Below are 16,106 nucleotides of genomic sequence, written 5' to 3'. Positions count from 1 at the left end.
TTCTACGCGTGCCAACCACGTTGCGCATCCCCCAGGGCATCGCTAGGATAGGGTTTTTGCGCGGAGACTACCTTCATGGCGACACGCCATTTCCTGACGTTACTTGACTTAACGCCCGACGAGTTACACTACTTAATCCAGCGTGCCATCACCATTAAGAGCAACCTAAAGGCGCAAGGGCCGCGCTACACGCCGTTGCCTAACCGCACACTGGCGATGATTTTCGAAAAATCGTCCACGCGTACGCGCGTGTCGTTCGAGACTGCCATGGCACAATTTGGTGGCCATGCGCTGTTTCTATCTCCCCGTGATACGCAGTTGGGCCGCGGCGAGCCCATCGAAGACACCGCCCGTGTGCTGGCCGAGATGGTCGATGCGGTAATGATCCGCACCTTCTCCCACGCCGGGCTGGAAACCTTCGCCAAGGCCAGCGACGTTCCCGTGATCAATGCGCTGAGCGACGACTACCATCCCTGCCAGTTGCTCGCCGACGTCATGACCTGGACCGAGCTGCGCGGCAGCGTAAAAGGCCGCACTGCGGTATGGATTGGCGATGGCAACAACATGTGCCACTCCTGGATCAATGCCGCGCGTCAATTCGGTTTTCATCTAAGAGTTTGCTGCCCCAAGGGCTATGAGCCTCGTGCTGACATCATGGCAGCGGCTGGCGACCACGTAACGTTACTCCACGACCCGCAAGCGGCTGCCGACGGTGCCGATCTAATCACCACCGATGTTTGGGCGTCCATGGGGCAAGAGGAAGAACAGGCCATACGTGCAGCTGACTTTGCCAGCTTTCAGGTCACCGAAGCTTTACTTGATAGCGCCAAGCCAGATGCACTGTTTCTGCACTGTCTGCCCGCCCATCGCGGTGAAGAGATTAGCCACACCCTTTTAGACGACCCACGTGCCGTCGTATGGCAAGAAGCCGGCAATCGCCTTCATGCTCAAAAAGCGCTTATCGAATTCCTGCTGCTGGGCAAAGTAAGTGATTAACAACAGACGCATTGTTTGTTCATAACACCTTGACAAACCGCCATAAAAAAACGCCTGGCCGATAAATCGGTCAGGCGTTTTTTATAATATGCTTGGTGGAGCCTAGCGGGATCGAACCGCTGACCTCAACACTGCCAGTGTTGCGCTCTCCCAGCTGAGCTAAGGCCCCACATGCTGTCGTTGCAACAGCGAGGCGCATACTACGATGCCATATGCTACGGGTCAAGGTTTTACGTATTTCACAGGTTACTAATTCTCCTTTGGCGATAGCTGTGGCACTCTATAGGACTAACAGGGTCATATAGTCACATTTAGCCTGCTTGTTTGGCGGACGATGGGGTGTACGCGACACCGACCCGGCTTCTGAACCCACCGCTTACGTATTGTGACGTTTCAATGCAGGAGCTAGTCCCTTGATCAACGTTTTAATTGCCGATGACCACCACCTGGTGAGAACAAGTATTGCCCACCTACTGAATGATGAGTGTGATATTCATATTGTAGGTGAGGTGGACGACGGTGAAGGTGCCGTATCCAAGTGTCGCCAATTGAGACCCGATATAGTATTGATGGATATCCGCATGCCGGGGATTGGCGGCCTGGAAGCCACCCGCCGCATTCATCGCGGTATGGAAGATATCAAAGTGTTGATCCTAACCGGCCATCTAGAAGATAACGTTGCCAGACGCATGTTGGAAGCGGGCGCTTCCGGGTTCTTGAGCAAAGGCACCGACGCCACTGAAATGGTCAACGCTATTCGCGAGGTGTTTCATGGCCGACGCTACATCAGCCAAGAGATTGCCCAGCGTCTTGCCATGCTACACTTTCACACCGAAGACAGCCCTTTCACCCAACTGTCGCACCGCGAGCTGCAAATAGCGCTAATGATTGTTAACTGCCAGCGGGTTCAGGATATTTCCGACCGATTGCATCTAAGCCCTAAAACAGTCAATACCTATCGTTACCGCCTGTTTGAAAAGCTCCAAGTAGCCACCGACGTGGAGCTAACGCACCTTGCATTACGCCATGGCTTGGTAGAAGGGTTTGATCGAGCGGAAGGTTAATTTCCCGTTAGCCATTGAGCCGCAATAAAGGCAGTAACGCTTGACTATGACCTTTGATGCCAAAAAGTTTTTAAGCACGGTTAGTACATCTCCTGGCGTCTATCGCATGCTAGACAGCTCAGGAAACACCCTCTATGTCGGCAAGGCGAAGCGTTTAAAAGCTCGCTTAGCCAGTTACTTCCGTGGCCAACTCAACACCAAAACCCAGGCCATGGTCGGGCGCATCGCGGACGTTCAAGTTACTGTCACGCGCAGTGAAACGGAAGCACTGCTGCTCGAACAGACCCTGATCAAGGAACTGCGCCCGCCTTACAACATATTGTTGCGCGACGACAAATCATACCCTTTCGTGTTTGTCAGCGACCGACACCCCTACCCCGCTCTCGAATACAAACGCGCCCGTCAACGACGTGGCGATGGACGTTACCTCGGCCCCTACCCCAGCAGCGGCGCGGTACGCGAAAGCCTTGCCCTGATGCAAAAGATCTTTCGCATCCGTAACTGCGAAGACAGCGTTTTCGCTCACCGCTCGCGCCCCTGCCTGCAGTATCAGATTCAGCGTTGTAGCGCCCCCTGCGTCGATTACATCTCCGCTGAAGATTACCGTCGCGACGTTGAGCATGCCGTGATGTGTCTGGAAGGCAAAAGCGAGCACGTCACTCAGGAGCTGACCGCATCGATGGAGGCGGCAAGCCAAGCGTTGGATTTTGAAGAAGCCGGACGCTTTCGCGACCAGATACAGCAGCTTCGCCAGCTCCAGCAGCGCCAGTTTGTCGACACCGAAAGCGGTGATGCGGACATCTTCGCACTGGCCCAGCGCCCAGGTGCACTGGGCATTTCGGTGCTAAGCGTGCGCGACGGGCGGTTACTCGGCGCGCGCCACCACATGCCCAAGAACGACCTCGACCTGACGCCGGAGCTGCTACTCACCGAGGTGGTCAGCCAGTACTATCTCGGCCAGCCGCACAACATTCCAAACGAAGTGATCACCAGCCACCCGCTCGAAGATACTGCCCTGCTGGCGGATGCCCTCTCGCATCACGCCGGCAAACGCATCCGGGTCACCAGTCAGGTTCGCGGCCACCGCGCCCAATGGCAGCACTTGGCCATGACCAATGCAGAACAACAGCTAGCCTCGCAGCTTGCTAATCAAAGCCAACTGAGCGAGCGCTTCAGCGCCTTGCAACAGGCACTGGGGCTAGAGAAAACTCCCCAGCGGCTGGAGTGCTTTGATATCAGCCACAGTCACGGCGAGGCAACGGTTGCCTCGTGCGTTGTGTTCGATCAGCAGGGTCCTCGCAAAAGCGATTACCGCCACTTCCGTATAGAAGGGGTCGCAGCAGGTGACGACTACGCCGCCATGCAACAAGCGCTAACGCGCCGCCTCAAGCGGATTAAAAATGGCGAAGCCATAGCGCCGGATATTTTGATTGTCGACGGTGGTAAAGGACAATTAAATATGGCCCGTGAGGTATTGAGCACGCTGGCTATCGACACAATCACGCTGCTCGGTGTGGCTAAAGGCACCACCCGTAAAGCCGGCCTGGAAAGCGTTTTTATCGATACGCCAGATCATCCATTGCCGCTCGACCCAGCCTCACCAGCGCTGCATCTTATTCAGCATATTCGCGACGAGTCCCACCGTTTTGCCATCGCTGGCCACCGTGCCCAGCGTGATAAGGCACGACGTACGTCGACGCTGCAGGATATCCCCAATGTCGGTCCCAAGCGGCGGCGTGAACTACTGCGCTTTTTTGGTGGCTTACAAGGCGTACAAAAAGCCAGCCGCGCCGAGCTAGCCCGCGTTCCAGGCATAAGCGAAGCACTGGCCGAGAATATTTATAGCGCTCTTCACCGATAAAACGCATCGTTAACATAGATGCCATCGGCCAAGGCAGATAGAATGACACCTACCATTTTGTTTCCATGACCCCACGGCAAGGATCGCAGTTCGCGATGAATATACCCAACCTCTTAACGCTCGCTAGAATCGCGTTTATTCCACTGCTGGTGGTGCTATTTTATTTGCCCTTCAGTTGGAGCATGCCCATCGCCGCTGGCTTGTTTGGCCTTGCGTCAGTGACAGACTGGCTCGATGGCTATTTGGCACGCCGCTGGAATCAATCCACGCCGTTCGGGGCCTTCCTAGACCCGGTCGCCGACAAACTGATGGTGGTCGTCGCGCTAGCGCTGCTAATAGAGCGCTTTGATACGCTACTATTAACGCTTCCCGCGTTGGTTATTATCGGACGCGAAATCGTCATTTCAGCGCTACGCGAATGGATGGCGGAAATGGGCAAGCGAGGTATGGTGGCGGTATCCTGGATAGGTAAGCTAAAAACGACCCTACAAATGGTCGCCTTGTTGGTTCTGCTCGCCTTCCCCCCCGACAACCCCCTAGCACACCTAGGTGTGGTGATACTTTATGCAGCGGCTATCTTAACGCTCTGGTCGATGATTCAATACCTCAAATCCGCTTGGCCGCATTTAAGTCGCTCCATGTAAGTCGCTGATTCTTAAACGCGCCTCAGTGCCGGAAATGTTTGATTGACAAGCGAAATGCGTTGCGTATAATTCGCCCTCGAGTCGAGCGGGAATAGCTCAGTGGTAGAGCATCGCCTTGCCAAGGCGAGGGTCGGGAGTTCGAATCTCCTTTCCCGCTCCATTTTGGATTGTGTGGAAAATCAGGTGAGGGTCGGGAGCTGGAACGCCAGCCCGGTCGAATCTACTTCCCCGCTCCAACGACTCAATGAGGCTGGATGGCAGAGTGGTTATGCAGCGGACTGCAACTCCGTGTACGCCGGTTCGATTCCGACTCCAGCCTCCATTTTTAAGTGCACCGATTCCCATCGCTGCGCTGCCCGGATGGCGAAATAGGTAGACGCAAGAGACTTAAAATCTCTCGGGGGCAACCCCGTGCCGGTTCAAGTCCGGCTCCGGGCACCATCCCAGCAAACCATATCTACCCAAATCCATCATAAGCGACTGAAAGCGCTATTATTTCCCTTCTGCTTCTCCCCATATCTAACCAAATACACCCAGATAAATAGCTTGTATTGTGTATCCTCGGTTGTATCCTGCAGAATATTGGATACACGGAGACAATAATGAAGCGCACCCAGATAAAGCGCCGCCCGCTTGCGGACACCGTTCTTGCATCGCTTGAACCGGAAGATAAAGATTATCAGGAGAAGGACAGCAAGGGGCTCTACTTTCGCGTGCGCGCCAATGGCTCAAAATCGTGGAACCTTCGCTACAAGCGCCCTGATGGCAAGTGGGCTTGGCACGGCATCGGGGCCTTTCCTGACGTTTCAGGAAAGCTGGCACGCAAGAAAGCGCAGGAATTGCTCGAGCTGTTTGCCGATGGTCACGACATCAAGGGATACACGGACCGGATACAAGAAAAGCCGCTTTTTTCTGAAGCGGCCGAAAACTGGTATCAGCGTAAGCTAGATGCTGGTCGTGCCCATGGCACCACGCGACAAATGCGCCTCTACCTCGACAAGGATATTCTGCCAGCCCTTGGCGGCAAGGCGTTGGATGAGATCACGCGGCGCGACTGCGCCGCGGTTCAGGCCTCTTTTGAGAACCGCGGCGCTCACATTATCGCCGGCAAAGTGCGCTCCTGGTTGAGTCAGATATTTTCACTCGCTGTTGCGCAAGGGAAATGCGAGCTCAACCCAGCCAGTGAGCTTCGCCACATTGCCGCCGAGCCGCCCAAGGCCAAGCACTACCCCCACCTTCTTGAACCGGAGCTGCCCGACTTCCTGCGCGCACTCAGGCAATCAAAAAGCCGTGGCATTGTGGTGAAGGCGGTTTGGATCATCCTTTATACGGCTTCACGCCCTGGTATGGTTCGGCACATGGAATGGTCGGAAGTTGATATTGATAACGGCGTATGGACGATCGAGGCCGAGAAAATGAAGGCCAGGCGCGATCACCTGGTGCCGCTTCCGCGCCAGGTCATCCAGCTTTTAAACGAAGTGCATGAAGTCACAGGCCGGCAGCGCTGGGTGTTTCCCGGGCAGGGCGCCGTCAATACCATCATGAGCGACGCCACCTTTAACAAGGTGATCAAGCTGGTGGGATACAAGGATAGGATGGTTGGCCACGGATCACGTCACACAGCATCCACGCTGCTGCGCGAGCACGGCTGGAATCGCGATTATGTCGAGGCGCAGCTCGCCCACAAGGAAGCGGGGCTTGCTGGCGTCTACAACCAAGCGGCCTACTTTGCGCAGCGCCAAGTGATGATGCAGTGGTACTGCGACTACTTGGATGCGCTGGCGGACGGCATGGACGAAGAAGCTAGGCAAGCTTTCCGCGATCAGGTCATGCCTTAGCGGCCAGCCCTCCCAGACCCTCGCACACCCGTCCTCATTCGGCTATCGTGGAGAAAACACGAATAGCGAGGGAATGATGCGCAAGGCCTTAGTGATAGCTTCAGCGGTTTTATTGGCAGGGTGTGCCGGAGCGCAATTCAGAGACAGCATGGAGGCCTCTAAAAAAAGGCTTGATGAGTTGAGCCAATACCAGCTTAACAGCGTATCTATCTCGCCATCTGAGCACCCTGGGGCCGATGACGCCATGAGCTATTGCGGAGGTGGGTTCATAAGGATTCGCGCCAACGTACTTGAAGAAATGGATGGAAGACTATCAGAGGGCGGCACTAGCACCGCGCCCATCTTGACCGCTAAGCGCAAGATGGAGGATGCCGAGGCTTGGCTGGCGAACTGCGCGAAGCGTTACGGTGCGCGCATGTGGGCTATGATGGAAAGCTCTGGAGCCGCACAGCCGATGAAGACGTCGGAGTGGCTTCGCCAGAATCGACTAGAGCTTATGGATTACCATGTGGCGGCCCAAGGGTTTAGCAACCACCAGGAAAGGATGCGCGGCCTACAGGCCGCTATAGGAATGGGGCTTGCTTCCGGTAGCCTCAATTATGGGCAGCCGCCTCGCCATCAGTATATCAAGCCCTACTTAAGGGAAGACGGCACGATAGTGGAAGGCCATCTGCGCACCGCGCCGAACGATAGCTGCTTCGATAATCTTTCCGGGTGCTAGAACGGTTTAAATATCAAAAGGTTGCTATTAGGCCCTCGCTGTTCTCTGCGTTTCAGCTAGCATGAAGAGAATTATTCAAATTCACGCCGCTCGCCGAGGATGGTATGTATCAAAACCCGTGCACGCTCTTCTTGTTCAATGAGCATGAAAAAAGAAAAATCCTTTTCAGCCGATCACTCATTGAATATCGAACTGGCCTGGGCGTGCTCGTTGGACTTATGACTACGATAGCCGTGTTCTTTATCCAGTACCCATGGAGCGGGCAGCAGTCTTGGATGCATAGCTATGCGGCATACGGCGCCTTTCCAGCAGGTATAGCCGCAGGGCTTTACGCTTGGCACGCGGTCGAGTGGCGAGATTTCCGGCAGTGGGAAGAAAAGTGGCTGCCCACGGCAATCGCTCGATCTGGCGGTGGCCACTTTGATATAAACCCGCTGGTTGAGCCTATGCGCTTTTCAGATAGAGTTGATAAACACATAGCCCACCTCAATGCGACGACATGCAGCTTGATATTCATGCTTGCAGGCTATGTCGCTATATTTTCGCTTTCGCCTTTGTTGTTGCAGTACGCCATCACCAGATGGGTATTTGTTTTCCTGATGCTTTCCTGGTGGTTAATAGCAGCCTTCCTTGGCCACGAATATGCAAGCAAGCGTCAATCAGAAAGATCGTTATAGCGCCGATTGAACTCATCAACACGTCGCTTCATCTGCCTTTCTATCAGCTCTATACGGTTTTTCTTAGCCTCTTCGCTGAGCGTTTCGGTTTCCTGGACGCGGTCTCTCCGCTTGCGATCCTCCTGCAGCTGCTTTTCGATATTCTTGGCTCGGTTGAATAACCGTATCTTTTCGATATTGTCGCGCCGGAAGTCTATTCGTTCTCGCCCTTTTAGCGCATCCGCTTCATTGGCGATTTGCCCTAGCTCATCACGGCGATCATAAAACAACCCTTGATCGCGGTAAGGCGAAGTGCTGCTGGCAAATCGGCCGGCAAACGGTATCCGGTACCGCTCCACTTCTTCTCCTGAGAAAGTGCGTGCCGCAAAGCTTGATGTCTTCTCCACAAAGCCCCAGGCGCCACCCCCGTAATAATTAACCAAGTGCTGCATGACATCGGGGTTTATATCTACACTACCGGTTCGGTATTCGCTGCCTCCGCTCACTTCATTAAGGAAGCCAGCGATCGCTTTGTAAGGCTCTGGCGTACTCGGCATGGCGCGAGAGCTGTCTGGCGTTGGCGTACCAAACGGCAAGTCATCTTTGTAGATCAACCTGCCTGCGAAATCTTCATTAAAGCCTACTTGGGCGAATGACCGAACAAGCGTTGGCGTAATGTTCTTCATGAGCAGCCCGGTGGCGCTATCTGAGTCTTCCCATCCGATAGGTGAAAAGCTACCCATAATAGCTAGGCCTAAATTTTTGGCCGCCTCGGTCGCGTCCGTCGTGCCCGCAACAACTGATTCCGCCTGCGTGCCGATGGCCGAGAAGAAATTATACCCGTAGGGCAGTGGTATCGAGACGTAGTCGTCAGGCTCCCCGCCCCATAGGCTGCTCATAATGACAATATTGCGCTCCTTGACGTAATCAGGGACTTTGTCATAGAACAGCACGCCATCTTCGTCTTCTTCTGACGCCCAGCGATTGAGCAAGCCTAAAGCAAAAGCGCCTGACGCCATGCCAAAAGCGATTTTTTGAGCCATGTTAGCGCGTGCCCATACGTTCATCGGGCTTTTGCCTTCAGGCGTGTTTTTGGTTGTCACCATGGTGCGGGCGAAATTCATGGTGCCTTGTATGGAGGCGTTGGCAAACATGTAGGCGGCGTTCAGGGCGGTACCGGCCTCGCCGCGGCGATTGAAGTTGACCGTCATGTTCTTGGCCAGACTGGCCGCCTGCTTGCGAGATATGCCAGCGCGGCGCGCGTTAGCATAGGCAGAAAGACGCACCGCGTTTTCAACCGCGCCGTTCATGTTCTCAACAAAGTCGGCGGTTTTCTTTCGCGCCTTCAGCATGTGGGACAATGTGGTGCCGTCAGCGCGACGCACCATGGACTGGATCTCTTTGGCCTGAGAGCTAATATCCTTCATGTCGAAGTAGCCCGTTTTGGCGCCGTCTTCCTGGAATTCCTTAAACCAGGTGTCCCATTCTCGCCCGGTATCGTTTTTGCTCGATTTATTCTGCAGGCCCCTCCATGCCGCTTTCATCGCAGGCCCAATGTCGCGTGCGGTCTGGCGAACAATGGCTTCACCCTTGATCTTGCCGTCGTCGCGCGTCTGTTCGGCGGTCAGGTTCAGTAGTGCTGTTTGAACATCGCGGGTGAAGTTGCTCAGCATGAACTCAGGGTTATAGCTGGTCATCATGGCTGACAATGCGCGAGTAGCCGCACTAGCCGAGCGAATCAGTAGGCCGTTGCTTTCGGGCCCCACGTTACGCATAGCATTCATCAATCGTTCGTCATGAATCTTGAGGTAGTAGGCGCGCCCTGCCCGCTTCACTTTGAAGTACTTATCGTTGCCCTGCATATTGACGGGACGCTCTTGCACCTCAATACGGTTTTTGCCTGTATCGGGGTCAGTAATGGTTACCGGCGTGCGCTGCGTGTCTGGGTTGCTGTCAGTAAAGATTTCCCAGAGCAAGGGATTTGGGTGATCAGTCACCAGCGAAAGCAACGACTGCGCGACTTCGTTTTTGCGCCGGCGAATAAGCGACTCGTTTACGTCAACAATTACCTGAGAGGAGGGTGAGTCAGCAATGCTTTTGCGACCTGCCGCAGTGCGCGATTCGCGACCACTAACCTCAAAGCCGCGTCCCGTCCTTGGCCGGCCTGGCTCGTCAGCCGCATTTCCCTTGAGCGGAACGTAATACTGCCAGCTGGACTCCCACGCGTTCACGACTGAGTCGTCTTCTAGGCCGCCGTCCCGTATTGCGTCGCGACGCAACCGCGTCATGTCGTAAACGATTTTGGCCAAGCGGTCGTAATCCGCCTGCTTGCCGGAATTAGCCACCTTATCGATAATTTCAGCCGCTTGGGCATTGGTCATACCTGATCCGCCATCCTGCATGTCGGGCTTATCAGGGTTCCGCTCTGCGATGGTTGCGTTACGCTCCGGGGCGTGGCGCGCATAAAGGTAATTATCCAGCTCGGACTGACTTATTTTAGAGCTGGCGAGACCACGAGCAAGCGGCTCAACATAGTTTTCGCGAAGCTGTCGAAGGTCGTATTCAGCCTTGCCGTGGAACAATTCTTCAGCTAAATAGGCGTCTGCCTCTTCTTCAATTTCACGACCACTTCGGCGCATTGCGTCTTCAAGAATTTTGAGCGGACGCATTTTGTCGGCCATCTTTCTGAGAGCAGTATCTGCCAAAGACTCATCAGGCATCCCGAAGTTAGTGCTATCGGTCGAGGAAAACTTGCCGCCAGGCGTGCCTTTTGATGACTTGATGCTAAAACGCATCTCGCCGGCGCCCGGGTCTGGCTCGCGATACATGGTCTCGCTGATCTCGTAGTCTTTGTTTTTACCCTTATTCTCAACAAAGCCAAAGCGCTTATAAAAATCACTTAACCGTTTTTCGCTACCGCCAAAGTCTCTGGATGGCGTAAGCGCTAACGTCTTGCCGGAGGCATCTGCCCAGTCAGTAATTTTGCGCATAACAGCTGAGCCGGTGCCTTCGCTTTGCGTAGGAGCGACGATGCGTGAAATCGTGGCTCGATCTTTCCGCCCCGCCATATCCAGCTTTAGTCCAGGAAACTCGTCGCGCAACTGTTTGGCAATATCGCGCGCACTGAGTGAGGACTGCCGCTCCATTAGGCTGTATAGCGCGCCATCCTGCTCCCCTATATCTTGCTTCGCCTGCTGGCGACGCAGCCAGCGACGGGACTGCTCGCCTAATGCCAGGATGTCACTTGTACGCCATTCAATGTTGGGGAAAAACTTCCTAAGCAGGCGGCGAATAGTGGACTTGATGCGCTGGCTTAGCGCTGGGCTGCCATTGCTGTCTTCGATATAGTGAGCCACGAGCTCTTCGGCAAGCGTCACTTTCCCTTTTTGGTTCGTTACATCGATAAACGGATACGCTTCCTGGATAGCGGCGATATTTTCTCGCCCTGCCTGTGATCGAGTGTGGCTTTTGTATACCTCAAGCATCAGAGGTTCCAGCTCACTACCCAGCGCGCCACGCATGCCTTTGTGTCCGACTGCTTCATGAACGGCCGTGCGCACAGCTTCGTCAACGCTAGCCATGTTATCGGCAACAACGTACAGCTCGCCGCCAACAAATATGCCGCGAACATCGCCCAGGCCAATGCCGCGCAGCATCATACCCATGAGTGCGTTTTGCGGAAGCTCAGAGGCAGATTGCACCACCTGAGTATCTGCAAGCTCAGGCTTTCCTTTTAGCGCTGCTGTTATGTCAGCCGCGCGGGGCGCTTGTGGCACAGCGGCGCCCTCACCGGCCATTGAATAGCGGGTATCGTCTGAGGCGGCTTTGCTAACCACCTCTGCTACAGGGGCTTTGGTGCGCCGAGTTGCCGACGTCCATTCCCCTTGGCTGATCAATACCGAGCTGCCGCGCTCAACATTAGTGGCCTGAAGCGTGCCATCTTTGTTGATCGAATCAATGGTGTAAGTGTTCCCGGGCTTAGAATAACCAACGTCGGTCAAAAGGCTGATCGTGTCACCGGTGGCCGCGCCTCCAAACGCGTCACTTACCCGCTGCTGACGAGGCGTTAACGCTTCAGGCTTGCGTGGCTTACGTGCCCGTGATGGAGTCGGCGTAGGCTCTGTCTGGGCGCTTTCTGCTGGCTGCGCGCCCAAAATATCCGTCTGCCCGCGTGCCTCGGCGATATCATTAGGCCGGCTGCTACCGCTGAGCACAAAGTCATCGGCATCACGGTCGGCTTGGGCGCGCTGCTCTTCTTGGCGGCGCTGCTCGGCTTCGAATTGCTCGGCCTGCTGCGTTTGCTGCTCGCGCTGCGCCAGGCTCTCTTCAGTTTGGGCTTCCATGTCAAGAGTGCTGTCGTCCACGCTGACGGATTCCGCCTCTCCCTGAGAGCCCGGCTCGGGCGACTGCTGCGCCGCAAAGCCCCACCCGCCATCCACTTCAACGGGCTGTGCGTTGGGCGTGTTGCGGAAACGCTGCGATAGCTCGACGGCGCGGCGGGTCTGAAAGGGCGTGCCGTCAGTTTTTAGCATTGGCTCTGGCGTCTTCGCGGCAACGGCCTCGCCTTCCTGCCGGCCTTCCACTGATGAGATATTGGGCCGGACCTGGATATCTCCGTAGGGCTTATCTGTCGCGCCTTCCCGCGTCCATACTTTGAGTTCGTCCACGGGCATTTCATTGATGCTACCCAGTCCGCTCCAGCCTTCATCATAGTTGGCGAGATAGCCTTGACGAGCCTGCTCAAGCGAGTCAAAGCCCAGCATGATTTTGGCTTCGTCGTAGTTTCCGTCGGCATCGACCTGATCAATGATGTATGCGCGCTGAGATTCGGGATTGTCGCCCACAAACACATCGAGGTTATCGCCATCTGCCGCCTTGGTGCCTTTGATGTCGCCGTAGTGGTGAGCCATGCTGCTCTCCCATGGCCGCCCTTCAGGATCTGTGCCGCGGCGCGTAGATCCTTTGGGGTTCTCAATGGCAATATCAAAGCCGTTAAGCTGAACCTTACCTTTTCGGTAGTTGCCTGCTTCCGCCTGTGCTGGAGTGGGATCGGGGTTGGTCTCCATGGCAGCACGATCAATATCGGCGGACGCACCAACGCCATCGTCGTTATTGGCGGGGGCCTCACTGAGGCTGCCTTCCATTACGCCAGCTTCAACCGCTTCTGAGCCTTGCGCCAGTTCGGCCGTTTGCTGCTCGCCATCAATATCAATCTCAGTATCAGGAAGGTCGACGCTGGGATCGTAATCTGCAATGCCGTCTTCTGCCGCCTGGTCGCGCCACGCCTCTTCCCACTGGGAGTTGCCATCTTCGTTAGCATTTGACGCGGTGGCTTCGCTTTCAGTCTCGGGGGCATTAAGGCGATCCATTACGCGCGTGAAGCGCTCGGATGCGCTTTGTAACTGCTCACGGATAGGCGCAAAAGCTTCGCTATCGTTGCGCGCACGCGCCATGGTTTCTGCTTCTAGTGCGGATGATACTTCGCCACTAACTGCGTCAAGCTCAGCCACAGCGTCATTATCGCCTCGCCCTTCGGCTTCAGCTCGCAGGGCTTTGAAGGCATCACCATAACTGATGGAGTCGCGCACTTCTCTTTCGGCTGATGACAGCTCAAACCTGGGTTTGGCAATAAGCTCAGCCGCCGCGCCCACTGCTTCGTAATTAGCTGCTTCAGCCTCCGGTGAGGCTGCCTCGTCTTGGGCTGTTGGCTGAGACTCGCTTTCTGTGTCGCCTGCCTCCTCTTGGCCGGTTGCTCGCTGTCCATCACCACCTGCCTCGACGGCGGCAGTTCCCGCGCGAACGGCGGCGCCTGTCGGACCGCCCACAATAGCGCCCCCGGCAGAGCGTCGCCCGGCCTCGGAGGCGTTCCATCCTAGCTCGGTACCGACTGATTCGCCCGCGTATTCAATGCCGCCTTCCTGAATAGCCTCTGTAGTGGCCTCGGTAACCCCGGCGCGACCAACGGCGCCAGGAATTTCCCGCGCGCGGCTAACTGCATTTTCCCCGCCTGGCAGCAAACGCCCGAGCGCAAAACGATCCAGTAAGACCGACGCCGCCGCCGTTGGCCCAGAAACGGCGTAATCCCGACCTTCGGGCATGCCTTCACGGTTATCGCTTTCGACCCGGCCTTCGCCAATCTCCTGGGTGCGGGCGGCCAGATAAGCGGGCAGGTTAATTGCAAGGCCCGCCATGTCCGCAAGCGCCGCCGGACCCTGCTCCGCCGCCGCGCCTGCTAGGTTTTTAATACTGGGGCTATCTAGCGCGCGGTCAATCGTAAAGTTGGGCCGATACCCAAGCTCGACGTCCTCGACGGCCTGACCTGCCTCGACCATGCCGGTATTGGTGTCTTGTGGGTTTGCTCGGGTAGTGAAATCAAGACCATACCCTGCCACTTCAACGTCTGGCTCATAACCGCGATCACGCATGGCCTCGGACTGCCCGCCGATAACGCCTGGATTAATGCCGCCCAGGTGCTCAGTGAGCATTTCCTCGCCCATCTCGGCCATGTTGCCGATGAACTGGAGAGCATTGCCTGCAAGATCAAATCCGCGCTCGCCGGCATTGCGCATGGCGTTGCCCGCCAATCCTGGCGAATCATCCTCCCCCATCATTTCATCCGGGATCGACAAGCCGGCATCACTAGGCTTTATGCCGCGGCCTTTTCGCTTTTCTTCAAGTGCGCGCTGGTCAGTCAGCCCGCCGCCATAGCCCGCGTTAAGGCTTTCGCTATCTTTCAGGTTTTCGCGCTCGTTACTTTCTTGCTCCCCAAAAACATCCCGCGCGGTGCGGTTGAAAAACTCGCTCTGCACCTTGCTGCGCATTTCTTTTGGCGTATTGGGCTCAATGGCTCGGCGGTAAAATTCGCCGCGAACGCGCTGCTTGGTTTGCCAATCAGATGCCTGGAAATCAGGATCGCGGGCGACGTCAGTCCATTTGGGCGTTTTGCTTTCTTGGTCGGCGGCGTTCACACGCGGCTCCTTTGTGCTTAGAAGTACTTATTCAGGATGGCGTCAGCATCGGTGTTGATGTCTCTGTCTTCTTCAGGCTTCGGTCCGGGCCTCAGCCCTCTTTCGCCATTCCTCTTGCTTTCTGCCTCTCGATTACCTTCACTACTATTTCCGCCGTTGCCTCTTCCCTCTGTCCCAGAGCGTCGCTGCGAAGTAGAGCCTTGCTGGTCAGAACCGTTCGACATGTCGATTCCGTACGTTCTGTTTTCAGTATCCCTTATCATGCTTTGTACCGAGCGAAGCTCTTCTTGTGCCTGCTCCAGCTCTTCTTCGCTTGGGATGGTCGCGCCCTCGCCGTTAATCGTAGCGGTTAAGTCTTCGGCGCGGTTCCTTAGTGCGTCGATGCGATCTTCTGAGCGCGAATAGCTGTTGTCGCCGCTGCCCTGACGCAGCATTTCCCAGGCAGCTTCACGATCAGGCGCCAGTCCGTTCGTTACCATGTATTCAATGTCTTTTTGTGTCGCGGTCGGCCGGTTCCAATAATTTTCACTACCACCACTCTTGTCATGCGGGCTACCCGCCCCCGGGCGAATAGGTTTGATCTCGCCGGTCTTGGTATTGCGCTGAATGGCGCCAAGGCGGGGGTGTTCTTCAAGCTCCCACGACTCATTGCTGTCGCCGCGTAAAATTCCGAGCACGCTGGCGGCCTGGCGCTGTGCTTCGGGCCCCTGCATGGTATTGCGCAACATGCGCATGCCTTGGGTTTGCTCCACCATGCGCTCAACAGGAATCTGCATCACCGTATCGTCGTCTTCGGTATTGCTGCGGCCTCTGGTCATCGGCGCGTTGTAACGACTGCCGTCTTCGCCGAGCACTTCCAGCTCCAGCATCACGCTCTCGCCATCGGTGCCCGGGTACATGCCGACCACTCGCTTTTGCCCGCCGTCGCCTTTGTTGATCTCGGCGCCGAACATCTGGTTGAGCGCTGCCAGGCTTTTCGGGTCGTTGGCATCAACCTCCGTATTGGGGTCGATGACCTGCTGTGCTTGCTCAATCGAGGCGTCGGTATCGGGGTCCAGGGCGGGCCAATACTTGGGGTTTTTGCGCAGCAACTCGATCTCGCTTTCGTCAACGTCCATGCCGCTGCTTATCTTGCCGAGCGTGAACTGCAAGGCTTCCATTTCCTGGGCGCGCGCCGCCTCTTGTTTCTGCCCTTCGTATTGTTCTTTTTGCATATCGAAGCGCTCAGCCTGCATTTCCATTTGCTGGTCAGCACGTTCGTTCTGTTTTTGCTGCTGCTGGTGTTGGCTCATCAAGCCAAAGCCTTGTGCAAAGCCGCTCGCCAGTCCGCGCGTATCAAGTCCTGCCATGATGATCTC

The 16,106-nt window shown here is 55.9% G+C and carries 9 protein-coding genes and 4 tRNA genes; 10 read left to right on the top strand and 3 right to left on the bottom strand.

Translation table 11 applies throughout. The features are described 5' to 3' along the window. Positions 1-75: 75 nt before the first annotated feature. Positions 76-996, top strand: a complete 921-nt coding sequence (gene argF, locus CPH17_RS00465; protein ID WP_096297800.1) for an ornithine carbamoyltransferase — start codon at positions 76-78, stop codon at positions 994-996. 93 nt (positions 997-1,089) lie between these two features. Here argF and CPH17_RS00460 read toward each other — a convergent pair. Next, a tRNA-Ala gene (locus tag CPH17_RS00460) sits at positions 1,090-1,165 on the bottom strand. 244 nt (positions 1,166-1,409) lie between these two features. Here CPH17_RS00460 and uvrY point away from each other — a divergent pair. The 9 genes from uvrY to CPH17_RS00415 all read left to right on the top strand — a co-directional run bounded on the left by uvrY (position 1,410) and on the right by CPH17_RS00415 (position 7,801). Beyond that, positions 1,410-2,060 carry a UvrY/SirA/GacA family response regulator transcription factor gene (gene uvrY / locus CPH17_RS00455; RefSeq protein WP_074395924.1) on the top strand — a complete coding sequence of 217 codons (651 nt, stop codon included), beginning with the start codon at positions 1,410-1,412 and terminating at the stop codon, positions 2,058-2,060. A gap of 46 nt (positions 2,061-2,106) precedes the next feature. Further along, a complete protein-coding gene (gene uvrC, locus CPH17_RS00450; RefSeq protein ID WP_096297798.1) occupies positions 2,107-3,921 on the top strand; it encodes an excinuclease ABC subunit UvrC in 1,815 nt (604 codons plus the stop codon). Between the two features lie 95 nt (positions 3,922-4,016). Then, complete coding sequence (pgsA, locus tag CPH17_RS00445) at positions 4,017-4,565, top strand: CDP-diacylglycerol--glycerol-3-phosphate 3-phosphatidyltransferase (RefSeq protein WP_074395922.1); 549 nt, start codon at positions 4,017-4,019, stop codon at positions 4,563-4,565. Between the two features lie 85 nt (positions 4,566-4,650). Beyond that, positions 4,651-4,725, top strand: a tRNA-Gly gene (locus CPH17_RS00440). 88 nt (positions 4,726-4,813) lie between these two features. Continuing rightward, positions 4,814-4,887: transfer RNA gene (locus CPH17_RS00435), tRNA-Cys, on the top strand. Positions 4,888-4,919: 32 nt separating this feature from the next. After that, a tRNA-Leu gene (locus CPH17_RS00430) sits at positions 4,920-5,006 on the top strand. A 161-nt stretch (positions 5,007-5,167) separates the two neighbouring features. After that, positions 5,168-6,403: a tyrosine-type recombinase/integrase gene (locus CPH17_RS00425; protein ID WP_096297795.1), complete on the top strand. Its 1,236-nt coding sequence runs from the start codon at positions 5,168-5,170 to the stop codon at positions 6,401-6,403. A 148-nt stretch (positions 6,404-6,551) separates the two neighbouring features. Continuing rightward, entirely contained in the window at positions 6,552-7,124 is a 573-nt protein-coding gene (locus CPH17_RS00420) for a hypothetical protein (protein WP_157742933.1), read from the top strand. Between the two features lie 104 nt (positions 7,125-7,228). Beyond that, the gene (locus tag CPH17_RS00415) at positions 7,229-7,801 is read left to right on the top strand and encodes a hypothetical protein (protein ID WP_096297791.1); all 573 of its coding nucleotides are present in this window, start codon (positions 7,229-7,231) and stop codon (positions 7,799-7,801) included. On the opposite strand, the gene CPH17_RS00410 is transcribed toward CPH17_RS00415, so the two are convergent. Continuing rightward, a complete protein-coding gene (locus CPH17_RS00410) occupies positions 7,780-14,748 on the bottom strand; it encodes an LPD38 domain-containing protein (protein ID WP_096297789.1) in 6,969 nt (2,322 codons plus the stop codon). The genes CPH17_RS00415 and CPH17_RS00410 overlap by 22 nt on opposite strands. Before the next feature lie 17 nt (positions 14,749-14,765). Continuing rightward, entirely contained in the window at positions 14,766-16,097 is a 1,332-nt protein-coding gene (locus tag CPH17_RS00405; protein WP_096297787.1) for a hypothetical protein, read from the bottom strand. Positions 16,098-16,106 lie beyond the last annotated feature (9 nt).

The organism is Halomonas sp. hl-4 (assembly GCF_900215475.1).
Taxonomy (GTDB): Bacteria; Pseudomonadota; Gammaproteobacteria; order Pseudomonadales; family Halomonadaceae; genus Vreelandella.
Note: the sequence above shows the minus strand (reverse complement) of the source record. Positions and strands in the feature narration are given on the sequence as shown.

Excerpts from the sequence above, each read along its gene's own strand:
- argF (WP_096297800.1), top strand. The coding sequence starts at position 76 with ATGGCGACACGCCATTTCCTGACGTTACTTGACTTAACGCCCGACGAG.
- uvrC (WP_096297798.1), top strand. The coding sequence starts at position 2,107 with ATGACCTTTGATGCCAAAAAGTTTTTAAGCACGGTTAGTACATCTCCT.
- pgsA (WP_074395922.1), top strand. The coding sequence starts at position 4,017 with ATGAATATACCCAACCTCTTAACGCTCGCTAGAATCGCGTTTATTCCA.
- CPH17_RS00425 (WP_096297795.1), top strand. The coding sequence starts at position 5,168 with ATGAAGCGCACCCAGATAAAGCGCCGCCCGCTTGCGGACACCGTTCTT.
- CPH17_RS00420 (WP_157742933.1), top strand. The coding sequence starts at position 6,552 with ATGGAGGCCTCTAAAAAAAGGCTTGATGAGTTGAGCCAATACCAGCTT.
- CPH17_RS00415 (WP_096297791.1), top strand. The coding sequence starts at position 7,229 with ATGTATCAAAACCCGTGCACGCTCTTCTTGTTCAATGAGCATGAAAAA.
- CPH17_RS00405 (WP_096297787.1), bottom strand. The coding sequence starts at position 16,097 with ATGGCAGGACTTGATACGCGCGGACTGGCGAGCGGCTTTGCACAAGGC.